Source organism: Colwellia hornerae (assembly GCF_007954355.1).
GTDB lineage: Bacteria > Pseudomonadota > Gammaproteobacteria > Enterobacterales > Alteromonadaceae > Colwellia_A > Colwellia_A hornerae.
This window is the reverse complement of sequence record NZ_VOLR01000011.1, coordinates 105805-122621: the sequence shown is the minus strand read 5'-3', so window position 1 is coordinate 122621 and position 16817 is coordinate 105805. Positions and strand designations below refer to the sequence as shown.

The 16817-nt window shown below is 37.3% G+C and carries 14 protein-coding genes and 1 riboswitch; of the genes, 5 read left to right on the top strand and 9 right to left on the bottom strand.

Annotated features, from left to right (window positions below; genetic code table 11):
• Nucleotides 1-135: 135 nt before the first annotated feature.
• The 3 genes from trmB to ESZ26_RS09570 are packed head-to-tail and all read right to left on the bottom strand — an operon-like array spanning nt 136 to nt 2568.
• Nucleotides 136-858, bottom strand: coding sequence for a tRNA (guanine(46)-N(7))-methyltransferase TrmB (trmB, locus tag ESZ26_RS09580; protein ID WP_146796921.1), 723 nt, complete (start codon nt 856-858; stop codon nt 136-138).
• Nucleotides 858-1631 (bottom strand): ABC transporter permease, encoded by a 774-nt coding sequence (locus ESZ26_RS09575; protein WP_146796918.1) that lies wholly within the window; start codon nt 1629-1631, stop codon nt 858-860. The genes trmB and ESZ26_RS09575 overlap by 1 nt, the downstream gene beginning before the upstream one ends.
• A 1-nt stretch (nt 1632) precedes the next feature.
• Complete coding sequence (locus tag ESZ26_RS09570) at nt 1633-2568, bottom strand: ABC transporter ATP-binding protein (RefSeq protein ID WP_146796915.1); 936 nt, start codon at nt 2566-2568, stop codon at nt 1633-1635.
• A gap of 167 nt (nt 2569-2735) precedes the next feature.
• On the opposite strand from ESZ26_RS09570, the gene ESZ26_RS09565 reads away from it, so the two are divergent.
• Nucleotides 2736-5063, top strand: coding sequence for a S9 family peptidase (locus tag ESZ26_RS09565; RefSeq protein WP_146796912.1), 2328 nt, complete (start codon nt 2736-2738; stop codon nt 5061-5063).
• 106 nt (nt 5064-5169) lie between these two features.
• Here the strand turns inward: ESZ26_RS09565 and ESZ26_RS09560 are convergent, their stop codons facing one another.
• From ESZ26_RS09560 to ESZ26_RS09540, 5 genes are all read right to left on the bottom strand, one after another.
• Nucleotides 5170-6297, bottom strand: a complete 1128-nt coding sequence (locus ESZ26_RS09560; RefSeq protein WP_146796909.1) for a succinylglutamate desuccinylase/aspartoacylase family protein — start codon at nt 6295-6297, stop codon at nt 5170-5172.
• A gap of 41 nt (nt 6298-6338) precedes the next feature.
• A complete protein-coding gene (locus ESZ26_RS09555) occupies nt 6339-7583 on the bottom strand; it encodes a PLP-dependent decarboxylase (RefSeq protein ID WP_146796906.1) in 1245 nt (414 codons plus the stop codon).
• Between the two features lie 26 nt (nt 7584-7609).
• Nucleotides 7610-8359, bottom strand: coding sequence for a 2,3,4,5-tetrahydropyridine-2,6-dicarboxylate N-succinyltransferase (locus tag ESZ26_RS09550; protein WP_146796904.1), 750 nt, complete (start codon nt 8357-8359; stop codon nt 7610-7612).
• A 30-nt stretch (nt 8360-8389) separates the two neighbouring features.
• Nucleotides 8390-9322, bottom strand: a complete 933-nt coding sequence (gene dapA, locus ESZ26_RS09545) for a 4-hydroxy-tetrahydrodipicolinate synthase (protein WP_146796901.1) — start codon at nt 9320-9322, stop codon at nt 8390-8392.
• 90 nt (nt 9323-9412) lie between these two features.
• Nucleotides 9413-9584, bottom strand: a riboswitch (Lysine riboswitch).
• A gap of 126 nt (nt 9585-9710) precedes the next feature.
• Nucleotides 9711-10970, bottom strand: a complete 1260-nt coding sequence (locus ESZ26_RS09540; protein ID WP_170246346.1) for a DsbA family protein — start codon at nt 10968-10970, stop codon at nt 9711-9713.
• A gap of 222 nt (nt 10971-11192) precedes the next feature.
• Between ESZ26_RS09540 and ESZ26_RS09535 the strand changes: the two genes are divergently transcribed.
• From ESZ26_RS09535 to arcA, 3 genes are all read left to right on the top strand, one after another.
• Entirely contained in the window at nt 11193-12227 is a 1035-nt protein-coding gene (locus ESZ26_RS09535) for a methyltransferase (RefSeq protein ID WP_395880451.1), read from the top strand.
• 43 nt (nt 12228-12270) lie between these two features.
• On the top strand, nt 12271-13890 hold the full coding sequence (locus ESZ26_RS09530; RefSeq protein WP_170246345.1) for a sensor histidine kinase: 1620 nt from the start codon (nt 12271-12273) through the stop codon (nt 13888-13890).
• A 201-nt stretch (nt 13891-14091) separates the two neighbouring features.
• Nucleotides 14092-14793: a two-component system response regulator ArcA gene (gene arcA, locus ESZ26_RS09525; protein ID WP_146796889.1), complete on the top strand. Its 702-nt coding sequence runs from the start codon at nt 14092-14094 to the stop codon at nt 14791-14793.
• 74 nt (nt 14794-14867) lie between these two features.
• Here the strand turns inward: arcA and ESZ26_RS09520 are convergent, their stop codons facing one another.
• Nucleotides 14868-15215 carry an Hpt domain-containing protein gene (locus tag ESZ26_RS09520; RefSeq protein WP_146796886.1) on the bottom strand — a complete coding sequence of 116 codons (348 nt, stop codon included), beginning with the start codon at nt 15213-15215 and terminating at the stop codon, nt 14868-14870.
• A gap of 295 nt (nt 15216-15510) precedes the next feature.
• Here ESZ26_RS09520 and folE2 point away from each other — a divergent pair, with 295 nt between their 5' ends.
• On the top strand, nt 15511-16434 hold the full coding sequence (folE2, locus tag ESZ26_RS09515) for a GTP cyclohydrolase FolE2 (RefSeq protein ID WP_146796883.1): 924 nt from the start codon (nt 15511-15513) through the stop codon (nt 16432-16434).
• Nucleotides 16435-16817 lie beyond the last annotated feature (383 nt).

Genomic DNA, 16817 nt, shown 5'->3' with positions numbered 1-16817 from the left:
AGCCATCTATTTTAAGTAATTGATTTATATTATAAAATTAAATATAACCGCAAATCATCCTTGACTGCACATTAAGTAAGTTAGCGAGTTTCACTAACTTATTGTCAATTTTGCTAAGCAGTATATTCAATAAAACTATATAAAAGGTAAATATTCACGATTGAGCAATAACTGCCAGCAAGGTTGACCACTGGCTTTATATTTTGCTTCAAAAGGCGTTAATGGCTCCTCATTAGTAATCGCACTAATGTCGCCTAAAACACCGGCTATATCGGCAGCAAATTGAAACTCTTCTAAGTATAATCGCCAGTTACTGCGCAAAATAATTTGTTCACCAATATTAATAATTTGTGGAAATACCGCACTACCGTGCCAGCGCCTTTGAATATGTTTCGATTTAGGCCAAGGGTTTGGATACAAAATATAATGTTTTGTGACCGGCCAATTTGCTTGGTCAACCAAGCGATAAAAATCATTCAAATTTGCTCTAACTAAATGGAAATTCTCAATTTTAGCGCCATCGTCATGGAGAAGTTCATCAACATTACGATTAATGCGATGCGCTGACTTATCAACACCAATCACTAAAGCCTGCGGATTTTGTTTAGCTAAAATACGTGTACTTTGCCCAACACCACAGCACGAGTCTAAAATAACATCGCCTTGATGGGCCTTTACTAAAGCATCCATTTCGGCAAACGCTTGCTCGGTATGTGCTTGAAAAGGCTTTTGCGAACGGTGCAGTAAATGTTTTTCAACAATTTCTTCAAGGTTTTCATGAATGCCGGGTTGATTAGTGATAATAACTCTTGAATCACCGGTCACGTTAACATCCTCTTTATCGGTATTGATAGTCATTAGCTACGCAGCCCTATTCCTTTGGTGATAAGTGTCATTGCAATCGTATATAAGGTAATAATAAATGCCGCTAATACAGAAAAGGCCAATGTTAGACTCACATCACTAATACCTAAAAATCCGTATCTAAAAGCATTCACCATATAAACGATAGGGTTTAAATGTGAAACACCTTGCCAAAAATCAGGCAGTAAACTGATCGAATAAAAGACACCACCAAGATAGGTTAATGGCGTTAAAATAAAGGTTGGTATAATGGATATATCATCGAAACTACCAGCAAAAATAGCGTTAATCAAACCGCCCAAGGCAAACGTAGCTGACGTTAAACTCACCGTGGCAATAATCACCCAAATATTATGAATTTGAATATCAACAAACAATAAAGACACTAAAGTAACTATCGTACCCACCAACATGCCACGTGCCATACCGCCACCAACATAACCGGCAACAATCACCCAATTGGGTACGGGCGCAACCAGCATTTCTTCAACATTGCGCTGCCATTTAGCACTAAAAAATGACGAGGCGACATTGGAGTATGAATTAGTAATAACACTCATCATGATTAAACCGGGCACAATGAACGACATATAATCAAAGCCACCCATTTGTCCAATACGCGAACCAATAAGCTCACCAAAAATAACGAAGTATAAACTAATGGTAATAGCCGGCGGCACCAATGTTTGCACCCATATCCGCATAAAACGATTAATTTCTTTATATAAAATGCTTTTCAGAGCAATAAAATTACTTTTTGACGACATACTATTTACTCTCCTGTTTAACTTTTTGCCCACTACCCACTAGACTGACAAATAACTCTTCTAGACGATTACTTTTATTGCGCATACTACGAACGTTAATGTTTTGTCCATTCAGTTGACTAAAAATATCATTAATAAGTTGCGATTTTTTCACATCAACTTCTAAGGTATGGTCATCAATTAAACGACAAGTAAATTCATCAAGTTGTGGCGCTGTCGTAATAGAGTCGATATCAAAGACAATAGTTTCTTGATCTAATTTTGACAGCAGAGATTTCATATCGGTATCTTCAACGATCACACCTGAGTCAATAATGGCAATATTTCGACAAAGCATTTCAGCTTCTTCCAAATAATGGGTCGTTAAAATGATGGTAATACCCTGCTTGTTTAACTCACGTAAGAAGATCCACATTGAGCGACGAAGTTCAATATCAACGCCAGCAGTAGGTTCATCAAGAATAAGTACCTGCGGTTCATGCATTAGCGCTCTTGCAATCATCAGGCGACGTTTCATTCCTCCTGAAAGCATGCGACCTGCATCGTTTCGCTTGTCCCATAAATCGAGTTTTTTCAGGTACTTTTCGGCGCGTTTAAATGCCAAAGAACGTTCAACACCATAATAACCGGCTTGATTAACTAAAATAGTTAACAAGGTTTCGAATTGATTAAAGTTAAATTCTTGCGGGACTAGACCTAAATAGCTCTTAGCTTGTTCAAGTTCTTTATCAATATCATGACCAAAAACCTTAACACTACCCGCGGTTTTATTAACCAAAGAGGTAATGATACCTATGGTTGTCGACTTACCTGCGCCATTGGGACCAAGTAAAGCAAAAAAGTCACCTTGTTTAACCGTAAGATCGATACCTTTAAGTGCAGTAAAACCACCTTTATAAACTTTTTTTAAGCCAGAAATTTCTAGTGCGTTATTCATGGTTCAACCTTTTGTTTTTTAATGTGCAATAGGTGAGGTCAAATTTACTTTTTTCAACCACTAAACGATCATTTAAATACGGTAAAAGTGACAAAATAGTCGACCAACGGCATTGCCAATTAATTGTATACAATTTAAAGTGATTGTACGCAAATTAAGGAAACATTATGCCTAAAATAAAAATAATTCGTTGGCTATGCTCAACCGCATTGACCACTGCAATTGCAGTATCATTAGCTGCTTGTCAAAACATCAGCACAGAAAATACCACAAATACTAACATTAACCTTAAAAAATCAGCGCCGTTAACCGTTGAGCGCATCTACAAAGAGGCTGAATTTAGCTCAGATTATATTTCTCGCCTACGTTGGTTAGCCGACGGTAGTGGTTACACCATTGTTGAAAAATCAGCAAAATCAGAAATAGATAAAGAAGGTAAGGAAGTCAGTATAGGTCGCGATATTGTTGTTTATAACCCTGAAACCTTGCAGCGTTCGGTATTAATTTCGGCACAGCAACTGACACCTAAAGGTACTGAAAAGCCATTAGATATAGATAATTACACTTGGTCAGACGACCGTAAAAAACTGCTTATTTATACTAATAGTAAAAAAGTATGGCGTTCAAACAGTCGAGGTGATTATTGGTTATTAGATATAAAAACCAATAAATTAATACAGCTTGGCGGCAAAAACCCTTCAGCAAGCTCGTTAATGTTTGCAAAATTTTCGCCTGATGCAAGTAAAGTCGCTTACGTGGTCGCAGACAATATTTATGTAGAAAATTTATCCAACCATAAAGTGTCTCAGCTGACGTTTGATGCCGGCAATGGCAAAATCAATGGCTTATTTGACTGGGTTTACGAAGAAGAATTTACCATTAAAGATGGTTTCCGCTGGAGCCCGGACGGTGAAAAAATTGCCTACTGGCAGTTAGACACCAGTGGCAGTAAAGACTTCATTATGATTAACAATACTGATGAGCTTTACCCGACCATCACAAAATTCCCTTATCCTAAAGTGGGCGAAACCAATGCCTTACCAAAAGTTGGTGTAGTAAATTTAACGACCACTAAAACCACATGGGCAAACTTACCTAATAATTCACGTAATATGTACATTCCACGGATGAATTGGTCAGGTAACAGTCAACAAATATTGGTACAGCACGTCAACCGTAAACAAGACACTAATATTCTTTATTTGGCTAACGCTAATACCGGAGATGTTACAACGGTAATGACAGAGCAAGAAGAGACCTTTCTTGATTTCTTTGATGATGCTCGCTGGTTAAACCAAGGTAACAGCTTTTTATGGACCAGTGAACGCAGTGGTTGGCGCCATGTTTTCAACATAACACGTGACGGAAAAACGGCCTTAAACTTAACCGAAGGTAACTTTGATGTAATAAGCATTCAAACCATCGACGAAGAAAACGGTTGGTTGTACTACATAGCTTCACCGGACAATGTTGCACAGCGTTACTTATATCGCAGCAAACTTGATGGAAGTTTAAGTAATCAACGGGTCACTCCCAAAGAATTTGCTGGTACTAATAGTTACCAAATGTCGGCAGACGGACAGTGGGCGATTCATTCGCACTCAACGTTTAGCCAACCGACACAAAAGCGTTTAGTAAAAATTGACGGTCATAAAACCCAACATATGATGATGGACAACAAGGTATTAATCGATAAATTAGCCCAGTTACCAAAAATAGATCATGAGTTTTTCCAAGTAAAAGCACAAGATGGTGTGGTCTTAGACGGTTATATTATTCGCCCGGCAGATTTTGATCCTAAGAAAAAATATCCTATCATTTTTTATGTTTATGGAGAGTCTTGGGGACAAACGGTTACTGATAGCTGGCGTGGCAGTGCCACTATGTGGGATCAAATGTTAACTGAACAAGGTTACATCATAGCCTCTATTGATAATCGCGGTACACGTACACCAAAAGGCAGAGCGTGGCGCAAATCAATTTATGGCGCAGTAGGCGTACTTTCTTCACGCGACCAATCTGACGCATTAACAGCAATGGCCAATCGTTGGGACTATATTGATACTGACCATGTTGCTATTTGGGGACATTCTGGCGGTGGTTCGATGACCTTAAATATGATGTTCCGTTACCCTGAGCAATATCATGTCGGTATTTCTTTAGCACCGGTGCCTGATCAACGCTTATATGATTCTATTTACCAAGAACGTTATTCTGGTTTGTTGGAAGATTTTGCTGAAGGTTACAAACAAGGCTCACCTATTACCCATGCGAAGAATCTACAAGGTAAGTTATTACTTATCCATGGCACAGGTGATGATAATGTGCATTACCAAGGTTCTGAACGTCTGATTAATGAATTAGTTAAGCACAACCGTCAGTTTGACTTTATGTCTTATCCGAATCGTAGCCATGGCTTATATGAAGGTAGTGGCACAACGTTACACATTAAAACCATGATGACTAATTACTTTAATACGCACTTGAAGCTGTAGTATTTAAAATTACCCTTCAAAAATGACGTTCATCCTATAAATAAAAAAGCCTTCTTAATCATATTTTAAGAAGGCTTTTTAATAATAGTAACTAAAAAATCAAGCGTTAAAATTCAAAATACTCACTAAACACTTTATATAATTCTGTACCTTGATTCACACTCGCTGAGGCAAAATGTAAAATAGGAATTACTTTTTTATCGAGTGAAATATAGTGCAACGGATCGCCGTCACCATAATTGTCCATGCGCAGAATTCTCGCCAGTGGCTCACCCGCAGCTAATGGTTGACCAAATTCAGCCAAATAGTCGACCATGCCTCCCATTGGTGAATAAAATGCTTTGTAGTTTTTTAAATAACAGCCATAACGTGTCATCGTTTTAGGTAGGTAACCTGTGGTGGTGATAACATTTTTATGCTGTAAATAATTCATAATACTTTTAGCATCTTCTAAGGCGACATCAAGATCAATCTGTTCTTGCGAGCCTAATTCAACGGTAAAGCTTTCTTTGTTAATAGACGCTGAACTAATCGAGAACTCGATGCCTAATTCGGCAAAAGCGTCTTGTAATGACCACCATGGGCAGAATGTTGCTTCATCTAAGGCACCATCAAAGTCATTAGGAATTAATAATGTATGTGGAATATCAAAGTACTGGGCGCTTTCTTGTGCATATTCCGGGCAGTATAAATGTTTACTTGAAATAGGGCCGGTATGTAAGTCTAAGACATAGTCAGCTTGATGTGCCAAACGTTGTAATTGATAAGCAATGCGTTGGCCGGTTGTTAGCCCGTAAATATTGTGGTTAAGTTTTTCTTCAATGCTTTCGATCATCAGCTTTTTAAAATTGGCTTCAATGACTGGGTTTGTTTTGCCAATACATTCACGAACAAATGGTTTAATAATACTTTCATCAAAGTGATACATCCGGTTCCAATTCACCCCGGTGATGGGATCAAATCTGCCAAGGGTATATTCACCATTTTTATGATTACAACCAACAGGGTTCGCATAAGGTACTAAAGTAATATCGCCATTGATTTTAGTATTTGTCAATAACTCTAATAATTGAAAAATAACCGCATTACCTTGCACTTCAGCGCCATGCATATTCGCTTGAATATAAACACTCGGTGCATCAGTACGTCCTTTTATACGATAAACAGGAACGGTAAGTGCTGCGCCACTGGCCATTTCTCCGACATGCATAACTTCTTTTTTTATTTCGTTCATTTTTTCACTTTACCTTAAATAATAAGCTGAAGTATTTATCGCTATCTTAAGTACCAATCTGCTGGTTGTGCTGCTCTGACTTCAACCAATGTCCCTTGACTAAACACATATTCAGCCGCGATATGATGGCAAAGAAAAAACGGCATACTTTCAGTAAAACCGTAAGCTCCGCAATAGCCAAATATCAGTTGATCGTTAACCGATACGTCAATGGGCAAAGGCAACTTGCCCAATTTGTCCATACTGGTACATAGTGGACCATGAATATCGAACAACTGTTTTTCGCGTACAGATTGTCGTAGTAAATTTACCGGAAAAGGCTGTTCGGTTATAGCCGGTCGTAACAAATGATTAATACCCGCGGCTAAGACTAACTGCTCTTGACCGTAATTTATTTTTCTATCAACAACGGGAACTACGTAATAACCACACTCAGCAACCGCAAAACGGCCTAGCTCTAACCATAACTCTTCGGCACCAGCCTGCTGTTTTATGATCGCCAAATCAGCAATAATTTTTTGCCAAGAAAGTGTTTTCCCTTGCTGTAAATAATCAATACCTAAGCCACCGCCTAAATCTAGTATTTTTAATGGCATACCTATGTCATCAGCTAAGCCTTTTAATGGCGCAACCATTTGTGACCACAACGAGAACATTTTTTCATTACTGAGCATATTGCCCCATTGAAAAACATGTAAACCACAAAGTTCAATATCAGGAAAGTTAGCCACTTTAATGGTTTGCCATTGCTCTATCGACAAACCAAATGGTGTTAGGCTATTTCCCCCTAAAGGATTTTTGTCACCCTCTGGCCATTGCAACTGAACGCGCAACAGCACTCGTGGCTTAACATTATTTTCAATGGCCGCTTCATTTAACCAAATTAATTGATTCAAACTTTCGGCAACAAAAATAGTAACGCCTTGTTTAATAAACGCCGTTATTTGTCTTTTTGATTTTGCCGGACCTGTATTTAAGATACGTTCGGGTGAAATACCTTGCTTTAAGACTTGATTTAATTCGCCACTGCTCGCCACATCAAAATTAAACCCCGCATCATCTAAGGTTGTAATAATTTTGGATAACGGGTTCGCTTTTACCGCAAACCATAACTTGATAACGTCTTGGCGTTGTAGTTCGGCTAAATGTGCTTTTAGGGCATCAAGATGATAAACAAAGTAACCTTCTTGTTGGCTACTTTCAGGTTGTTGTTTTGTTAACTCAGCGATTAATTCAAGCGCTAAAGGAGAATCAAAACAAGTAGTAGTATTTGCTAACTCAGACATGATATTCCTGCTTTACCTACGAGGGTTTAACGTAAAATAGACTCAAGTTCTAACGAGGCATTACTTTTTTCATCGCGATATTTAACGATTAATGCACAAGCCATATTTAAACCATGTGTTTTAGCCCAGCCCCCTGAAACAGGACGTGTTCCCGGCACCACTACAGCACGTTCAGGAATATCAGCCCCTTTTTCAAGCATCACTTCGTTCACACAATCGTAAACAGGCACTGATGCTGAAAGCGAGACACCCGGTGCTAAAACAGCCCCTTTTTTAACAACAATACCTTCGACAATGACCACACCAGCACTTAGAAAGGCACCATCTTCGATAATAACTGGACTTGCACCAACAGGCTCTAAAACACCACCAATTTGAACAGCAGCAGACACATGAACATTTTTACCTATTTGCGCGCACGAGCCAATTAATGCATGGCTATCAATCATAGTACCTGTATCAACAAAAGCGCCAACATTAATGTAAGCAGGTGGCATAATAATGACACCAGCAGCAACATGCGCACCACGGCGAACTGAAGAACCACCCGGTACTAATCGTACGTTATCGTCAGCGGTAAACTCACGCGCAGGTAAATTATGTTTATCAACAAAACCCTGATAAATACCGTCAAAAGCAATGTTTTTGCCCGCTTTAAATGCTGATAATATGGCTTCCTTCACGGCTACATTTGCCTGCCAATTTCCTGCTTCATCTTGGTTTGCCGCACGAACGGTACCTGCTTCTAATTGTGTTAATGTTTCTTGCCAATTCATTTTAAATTCTCTTGTTAATACTTAAAGGGATCACTTAGCTTGATTTTCAAGCCATTGATTGATTTGCTTATCTGAGGCTAACAGCGAATTGCAATCGCTAAGTTCTAAATGGGTTAACGGCGCACGTAAAAAAGGAGTGGTGATCATTTTATTTTGGTGCATTAATATTTTTACTGGGATGGGACTTGCTACCTGAAAAAGCTCATCGACCGCATTTTGCCAAAGTGGAAATAGACCTTGAGTCTCGCCAGCTAGCGATAGCTCAACGTATTGATGGGTCGCCGCCGGCCAAGCATTACTACAAACCGAAACTAGCCCTTTTACACCCGCTTGTGCTAAGTAAGGCATCATCGCGTCTTCTCCGCTATATAGGGCGATGTCAGGACAGTACTGGCGATAGGCGAGTACCTGGTTTAAATCGCCACTGGCTTCTTTTAACGCCCAGCAATGTTGATGATTTTGTACCGCCTGTAACGTTTCAATAGCAATGGAAACACCACTACGAGAAGGGACGTTATATAACATGCAAGGAAAGTTAGCGGCATCAAGTAAGGCACTAAACCATTGCGTTTGACCTACCGCACCGGGCTTTGCATAAATGGGACTGCCAAGTAAATAAGCTGAAATAGGCAATTTATTACAAGCGGTTATCCAATTAACTTGCTCAGTTAACTGACAACCGCCAACAGCAACCATTAAAGGTGCACTGAGTGATAGCTGGCAAACGAAATCAACAATCTTAACCTGCTCTTGCGATGTTAAGGCGAGCCCCTCTCCTGTGCTACCTAGCAGTACAATGCCGTTACCGGCATCAGACTGGCTAATGGCTAACTGTTTAAGGCTTGGGAAATCGATTGCACCATCATCAAGTAATGGCGTGATTAATGCTGTCCATAAGATAGTGTTATGAAGCGTTGCGGTAGCTGTAGAGCTAATTTTTTTTGATGGTTTTATTTGATTCATTTCTCTCGAACTCTGTTCGTTCGGAGAACTTTTAGGCGCTTGTAATAACCTAGATAATAATCACTTCTGTGAAGAGCATTAGGCTTTACAAAGGCCAGAAGCTCCCCACCAAGTTGGTGACAATTGCTAGGATTCAACCCAAACAACCGATAAGTAAATTATCAAAAAATTACTTATCTCGGCATTAATCCCCCTCGTTATCAATCATTAGAGTTTGATCTCTTTATGATAACTACCTGGTTAATGCTCCTCTTCTGGCCCTTTATCATAGAGTTTCGTTTATTTTAAAAACAAAACTTTATTGAATTCAGGACAACAACATTAGAACATTTATTCTAATGTTGAGTCAATAGACCTATAAATAGATATAATACGGATATATTATATCTTATGAAACAATGATCGCTTGTTCAATTTGTGCCAAACGGTCTTGTCCCCAACAAATAACATCTTGAAAACGAAAACAAGGTGCACCCCATAATCCCATGCCATCTAAAGTACTTTGGTTAGTGTCAGACCACTGTTGCCAATCATGTTCATTATTATATTCTAACGCTTGCAGATAATTTATTTCATGCTGCTGACATAAAGATTCGATCACCGATTTATGCGACAAATTTAGGCCATCAACGTAGATGGCCTTGAACGCAGACTTAATAAAAGCCAGTTCTTTATTTTGTTGCTCTGCATACGAAAAAATCTGAAAAGCATTAAAAATACCTTGCCCTAAAGGATCTGCAATGCCGGTAAAAGGAATATTAAGTTTTTTAGCTTCTCGACTGGCATCAAAAACAGCATAACGTTGTTTGTTTTCTGTAATCGTTAACCCTCGCATAACCAAAGGCAATAACGGCTTTATCTTTAATGGAATATGATAATGCTGACTCAATTTTTCTGCTTGCAATAAGCCAATATAAGAATAAGGGCTTCGTAATGAAATAAAGGCTTCTAGTATCGGTCTATCTGCGATGTCTGCGATGTCTGCGATGTCTGCGGCACTATCTTTCGCTGGTCGCTCGGCAAATACTAATTTATTTTTTTGATAAACAGCAATACTGTCATCTTTAGCTAAGCCAAAATCTGCCAAACGTTTTTCTAGATGTTCAAGTCTATCAATACCGACAAACCATTGCCCTGCAATAAAAATAGACGAAGGTAAGTAATGTCCTTGTTTAACCAAACGCATTAAATTTTTAATTTGATAATTTATTACCGGTGTAGATGCATGATAGTAATAATCAAACTCATTCAACCAAGTTTGCTGAAAGAGTTGCCAAGCATTATCTAATGTTTTTGGTCGCAACTGCCACATTTGCTGACCGGTAAAAAGTGATTCTTGAGTCGGTTGTTGTGTTATTTTTTTTAATTGGTATTGTTCAGCAATAAAGTTGGCATCTTTTATGGCCCAAGTGCGCATTAATTTTGGGTCAATAGTCACCCCTGGTACACTTTCATAAACTAAAAATAATTTAAATTGAATATTAAAACGTTGCTCTAGCTCTGGTAGCACCTGAATAAGCATAAAACTATAAGGGTCGTTAAGTGCTAAATAAACTTCTGCGACAGGCGTTTTTCTAAACCAATTAGGGACAGTAAAATAGCGAAGTTTTAGTAACCATGCACGCTTATCACTGCGTATTAGTTTCACTTTAAACCAAGTAAAAATTTTAGTAAAAATAACCCACTCCCTGAATTTTATATGGTGATTTATAGATTTATTATTCGCGTTTCTGACATGGTAAGAATATTCACGTAGAATACTCGCCATTATAAACATATCTTATCGTTAAGCGTATAACATACCGTTAATTAATTTATGACATAAGCTTTATTTTTATTCACGCCATAACCCCATTATTTGAGAGTGACTTTGTTAGATAACATTAATCAATTATTGCTGCGTAATCCCGATTTACTAAAAGCAAAATCTCCATTATTTATCAACTTACCTGTTGACGATTTTTTTAAAGAGTACCATGAAATTCAGCCTCAAGCAGTGATGACATGCTACAACACTAATTACCAATTTCACTTACAAGCTGAGCGATTAGAACTCACTCAAATGACATCGGTATTTAATGCTCATTATCAAAGTAATGCTGTCCACGATTTAGTTATTATTCAGTTTCCTAAAAGTAAGGCCGAATTAACTTTTATGCTAGCGATGATTAAAGAGTCTGTCGCAAAAGAGTGTTTAGTTTTAGTCGTTGGTGAGAATAAAAGTGGTATTAAATCATTAGCAAAGTTAACCGAACAGCAACTCGGGGATTGTGCAAAAATTGATGCTGCTCGTCATTGCTTATTATTTGCAAGCAACATGCTTGCCACGCAAGAGTCATTTATTTTAGCAAACTGGTTAAAACCATATTCTTTTGTGCTTAAAGACACGACTATAGATGTGGTTGCCTTGCCCGGAGTATTCAGTCAAAACGGCCTCGATATTGGCACACAGGTATTGTTAGAAAATTTACCTAAGAAAATTAACGGCGAACTGCTTGATTTTGGTTGTGGTGCCGGCGTTATAGCCAGTTATATTGGTAAGGTTTTTCCAGAGGTTAATTTACATTTACTGGATGTCAACGCGTTAGCCTTATATTCTGCGCAAGCAACATTAACGTTAAACAACTTAACCGGTAATGTTTTTCCATCAAATAGCCTGTCTGATGTAAAAGGAAAGTTCAATCACGTTATTTCAAACCCGCCATTTCATCAAGGTTTAAAAACCAATTATCAAGCAACAGAAACATTCCTTTCAAAAATAAAACCTCATTTAAAACCTAAAGGTCAAGTCACGGTTGTTGCTAATAGTTTTTTACGTTATCAACCCATAATGGAAGAAGAGATTGGTCGAACACAGATTTTAGCTAAGCAAAAGGGCTTTTCCCTTTATCATTGTTCAATTTAATTGCTCAATATAAAATTTAAGTTACTATAAATATATGGAAAAAATGAAAAGCATTCACTCATTAAAATTAAAACTGATGATTATGATCATCGGTTTCCTTGTATTGACTGTTATTCTCTCTTCTTTTGTCATCACTAATTTAATCATTGAAGATACTAAGGAGGACGCGGCAATTAATACCAAATATTGGGCTGAGCTTATCGCAAATACTCATAGTACCAACTTGGTGAATGATGAAACAACATTGATTAATGATTATTTATCAATGTTAAAACATGTCCCCTATATTAGGCATGTTCATATTTATAAAACATACCCTCAACCCAAAGGTATTACTTTCTTTACTAGCTACAACAAAAATTCAATTGGCAGTGCTATTCCTGAAAAAAGTGACAAGATAGCAGAGTTATCTACAGCAAAATTTAGCGCTCATATAATAGAACTTATAGTACCGATTATCGATAATGATAAAAAAATTGGCTACGTTTACTTACAAGTCAATAGTGACCATATTCAGCAAATAACAAATGATCTATTCTTGCGTTATAGCCTGGTAATTTTTATCTTTATTTTAATTGCCGCTTTAGTTTCAATAACACTGAATCGCTTTATTACGACTCCTATGTCCGAGATGGCGAGTAAAATACAAGAGATATCTAAACATAAAAAATTCAATTTACGCATTGAACAAATGCCTTTTAAAGAGCTCGATATTCTAGCGCGCAACATAAACATTGTACTCAATAGAGCTGAAACACAAATTGCTAAACTGTCAGATGCCAAGCAACTCACTTATCAACAAAACCAAGATCTTGAAGGTAAAGTAAATAAGCGTACTCAAGCCCTAAAGGATTCAAATAATGAGTTACTTTCGACATTAGAAAAGTTGCATCAGTTTCAAGGGCAACTTGTTGAAAGTGAAAAAATGGCTTCATTAGGGGATATGGTTGCCGGTGTCGCTCATGAAGTAAATACCCCGATAGGTTTGGGCGTTACCGCTTCAACATTATTATCAGATCGCTTAATAGAAATAAAAAAAGCTTTTGATGATAAAACTTTAAAATCAAGTCAGTTGAAAAAGTTTCTTGTTGAAGGGGAAGAAAATACCGCTATTATTTACCGTAATTTGAAGCGTGCTGCAGAATTAATTGCCAGCTTCAAAAAAGTGGCTGTTGACCAATCAAGTGAAGAAGCACGGACATTCAATATCAAAAACTTGTTCGACGACATATTATTAACCTTAGCGCCACAAGTTAAAAAATTACCTTTTATTATCAATGTAAACTGCCCAAGCGAACTTGTTATAAAGAGCAAACCAGGCCCGATTAATCAAATTATTATCAATTTAATACAAAATTCTATTAATCATGGCTTTGATGATAGAGATCATGGCGAAATTACCATAAAGATAAGCATTACCAGCGATATGCTTACGATTGACTATCAAGACGATGGTCGGGGTATTGAGCCTTCTATTATAAATAAAGTTTTTGAGCCCTTCACCACAACTAAGAGGGGTTCTGGTGGCAGTGGTTTGGGTTTACACCTTGTTTATAATTTAGTAACACAAGCACTAGGTGGCAAAATATCTTTTAGTAGTGAAATCGAAAAAGGGGTTAATTTCAAGATTATTATCCCCACACAAGTCATTAAAGAAGATTAAAGCTGTACTGATAAATATTTGTCAAATAAGAAGAAACTAATAAACATGATTGTTTTTTAGTTAGTGGTTCTATACCATACCAATAATTGTATAAATAATTAACAGAATAAGCTCTAGTAACATAGCGTTAATATAATTTTCAGCTATAACTAACATACCGTAAACATTATTGCTAAATACATAAAGAATGGAAAAAAAAACATGCAAAAACCTCACATACTTATCGTAGAAGACGAAGATGTTACACGCTTTAACCTACGTAACTTGTTTGAAGCAGAAGGCTATCAAGTATCAGAGGCTACAGACGGTGAGAGCATGGATACTCAATTACAAAATAACACCATTAATTTAGTCATTATGGATATCAACCTTCCAGGTAAAAATGGCTTGTTATTAGCAAGAGAATTAACCAGCAACAATGAGTTAGGGTTAATATTTCTTACCGGTCGTGATAGCGATATAGATAAGATACTTGGTTTAGAAATTGGTGCTGATGACTATTTAACAAAGCCGTTTAATCCACGTGAATTAACAATTAGAGCGCGAAACATTCTTAACCGAATTGGTCAGACAAAGAATGAAATTGAAAAAGCAGTGATCACTTTCAATAAATGGTCACTCGATGGTAATTCAAGAAAGATGACTGCACCTGACGGACAGGTTTTATCTATACCACGTGGTGAATATCGCGCTTTACGCTTGTTAATTGAAAACACTGGCCAAATTGTTACTCGCCAGCAATTGATTAAAGAGATGACCGGCCGCGACCTTCGCTCAAATGATCGTACCGTCGATGTAACGATCAGGCGTTTACGCAAACATTTTGAGTCAGTACCCGATGCTGCTGAATTAATTAATACTATTCACGGTGAAGGATATCGTTTTATCGGCTCCGTTGATTAAGCACTTTAACAATAAATAATTAAAAAAGGGGAAGCAATAATTGCTTCCCCTTTTTAATTATCTTAATTCAATGGCTATTTTGATGCTAACCATGTTTCAAAAGCAGTAACGGCATGGTTATTTATCTCATTCAATTCAGAGATATATACTGATTTTTCTGGCCATTGCCCTGGTAGCTTTTCTATTGCCACCAACTTCGCATGAGCGGCTAACAAGCCAACACTGCCAGTAGCACCTTTCATTTTATGACAGCGTTCTTGCCATAATGCTTGTGACTCTTGTGCAATTGAATCGATAATTTCTTCGATATAGGTCTTTGATTGATCAACATATAAATCCAACATCTGTTGGACAATATCTTGCCCTAAACTGTCCAAATATCCATCTAATAAATTAACATCTAACTGTTCGGTATTATTCACAAAACCTACCTTTAATTATATTTATTGCGGCGTAATTTTCTTCATTGTAACAATATCAACGCCGATGTCATTAAACAAATGCCTTTCATTTACATTGCTTCAAAGTCATTTAAAAAGCATAAAACTTGATGAATATAGAGCCTTTCAATAACTTATCTTGTTAAGCGACTTAAAAAAGAACTGCTGCTATATCTGCAAAGAAATATGCGTTAGAATACGCGCCCTTAATAAGTTTGTTATGTACTGAAGTTTCAAAAAGCCCTTTGCATAACGTGTTAGAAATACTGGAGTAGAAATGTCCACATTAATGCCTGATATCGCCAATCACACCACAGCTCAAACCGAAGGTACCCTAGATTGGGTTGGAATGAGTAATATAGAAATGCCGATGATGGTTGCTTCGCAAGGTGAAAATGAGCGAATGGTTTCTGCTTTTATTGACGCGTTTGTAAACTTAAAAGAACCACAAGCAAAAGGCATTCATATGTCTCGCTTGTATTTATTGCTTGATGAACTTTCAACCAGTAATACTTTAGACTTTCAAAGCTTGGTCACTTTACTCGATGGTTTTATCAGTAGCCACCACGACCTTAGCGATAATGCTAAAGTTCAGTTCCGCTTTGATTATCACCTAAGAAGAAAATCATTAATCAGTGGTAAACAAGGCTGGAAAGCCTACCCAGTAACATTAACAGGTCGCTTAAATAAGGGAAAAGTCGATATTGAGCTAGCTGTTGATGTGAGATATTCATCGACTTGTCCTTGTTCTGCAGCCCTTGCTCGACAGTTAATTCAAAAAGCTTTTAAAGCAAAATTTCACGATCAAGATGCCGATTTAGATTCGATTCACGAATGGCTTGGCACAACGGAAGGTATTGTTGCTACGCCTCATAGCCAACGTTCTGTTGCTGAATTAAAAGTAAAATTAAATGCTAACACTAGTGAATTCCCTATTACTGCATTGGTCGATATTATTGAAGGTTGTTTAAAGACACCCGTTCAAGCTGCTGTGAAGAGAGAAGACGAACAAGAGTTTGCGTTACTTAATGGCCAAAACTTAATGTTTTGCGAAGACGCCGCTCGTCGTTTACAACACGCAATGAATAACACCGCTGAATATGATGACTTTTGGCTGCGCATCAACCACCTTGAATCTTTACATGCCCACGATGCAGTAAGTATTACCACTAAAGGTATTGAAGGTGGTTACCAACCATAAACTATTGATATTAATCTAGATAAAAATCAATAGCGAGCAAAGCCAGTAATATTTACTGGCTTTTTTATTGATGAATTTTCAGTACCTAGCGGCCATCTTGTATATACACCAATGAATAAAAGATGAATAATTGTGAAAATCAACATGACTCAACATCTCTCATCAGAAAAAATAAAAATGTAATTAAATTACAACAAAGTAAACAAAAATCATTCTCAACTCGCCAAAAGCAATTGATAACACCTCAAAAAATCTTCAATTAAATCAGAAAAACCAACAGTCGCAACAAATAACGAATAAAAACAACAAGTTGGATTAATGTATAAAAACTACGAGCAAATACTCTATTTTGATTGACCTTTTATCTATAAGTGTTTAATGTG

Excerpts from the sequence above, each read along its gene's own strand:
- arcA (WP_146796889.1), top strand. The coding sequence starts at position 14,092 with ATGCAAAAACCTCACATACTTATCGTAGAAGACGAAGATGTTACACGC.
- ESZ26_RS09530 (WP_170246345.1), top strand. The coding sequence starts at position 12,271 with ATGAAAAGCATTCACTCATTAAAATTAAAACTGATGATTATGATCATC.
- ESZ26_RS09555 (WP_146796906.1), bottom strand. The coding sequence starts at position 7,583 with ATGTCTGAGTTAGCAAATACTACTACTTGTTTTGATTCTCCTTTAGCG.
- ESZ26_RS09560 (WP_146796909.1), bottom strand. The coding sequence starts at position 6,297 with ATGAACGAAATAAAAAAAGAAGTTATGCATGTCGGAGAAATGGCCAGT.
- dapA (WP_146796901.1), bottom strand. The coding sequence starts at position 9,322 with ATGAATCAAATAAAACCATCAAAAAAAATTAGCTCTACAGCTACCGCA.
- ESZ26_RS09550 (WP_146796904.1), bottom strand. The coding sequence starts at position 8,359 with ATGAATTGGCAAGAAACATTAACACAATTAGAAGCAGGTACCGTTCGT.
- trmB (WP_146796921.1), bottom strand. The coding sequence starts at position 858 with ATGACTATCAATACCGATAAAGAGGATGTTAACGTGACCGGTGATTCA.
- ESZ26_RS09575 (WP_146796918.1), bottom strand. The coding sequence starts at position 1,631 with ATGTCGTCAAAAAGTAATTTTATTGCTCTGAAAAGCATTTTATATAAA.
- folE2 (WP_146796883.1), top strand. The coding sequence starts at position 15,511 with ATGTCCACATTAATGCCTGATATCGCCAATCACACCACAGCTCAAACC.
- ESZ26_RS09565 (WP_146796912.1), top strand. The coding sequence starts at position 2,736 with ATGCCTAAAATAAAAATAATTCGTTGGCTATGCTCAACCGCATTGACC.
- ESZ26_RS09570 (WP_146796915.1), bottom strand. The coding sequence starts at position 2,568 with ATGAATAACGCACTAGAAATTTCTGGCTTAAAAAAAGTTTATAAAGGT.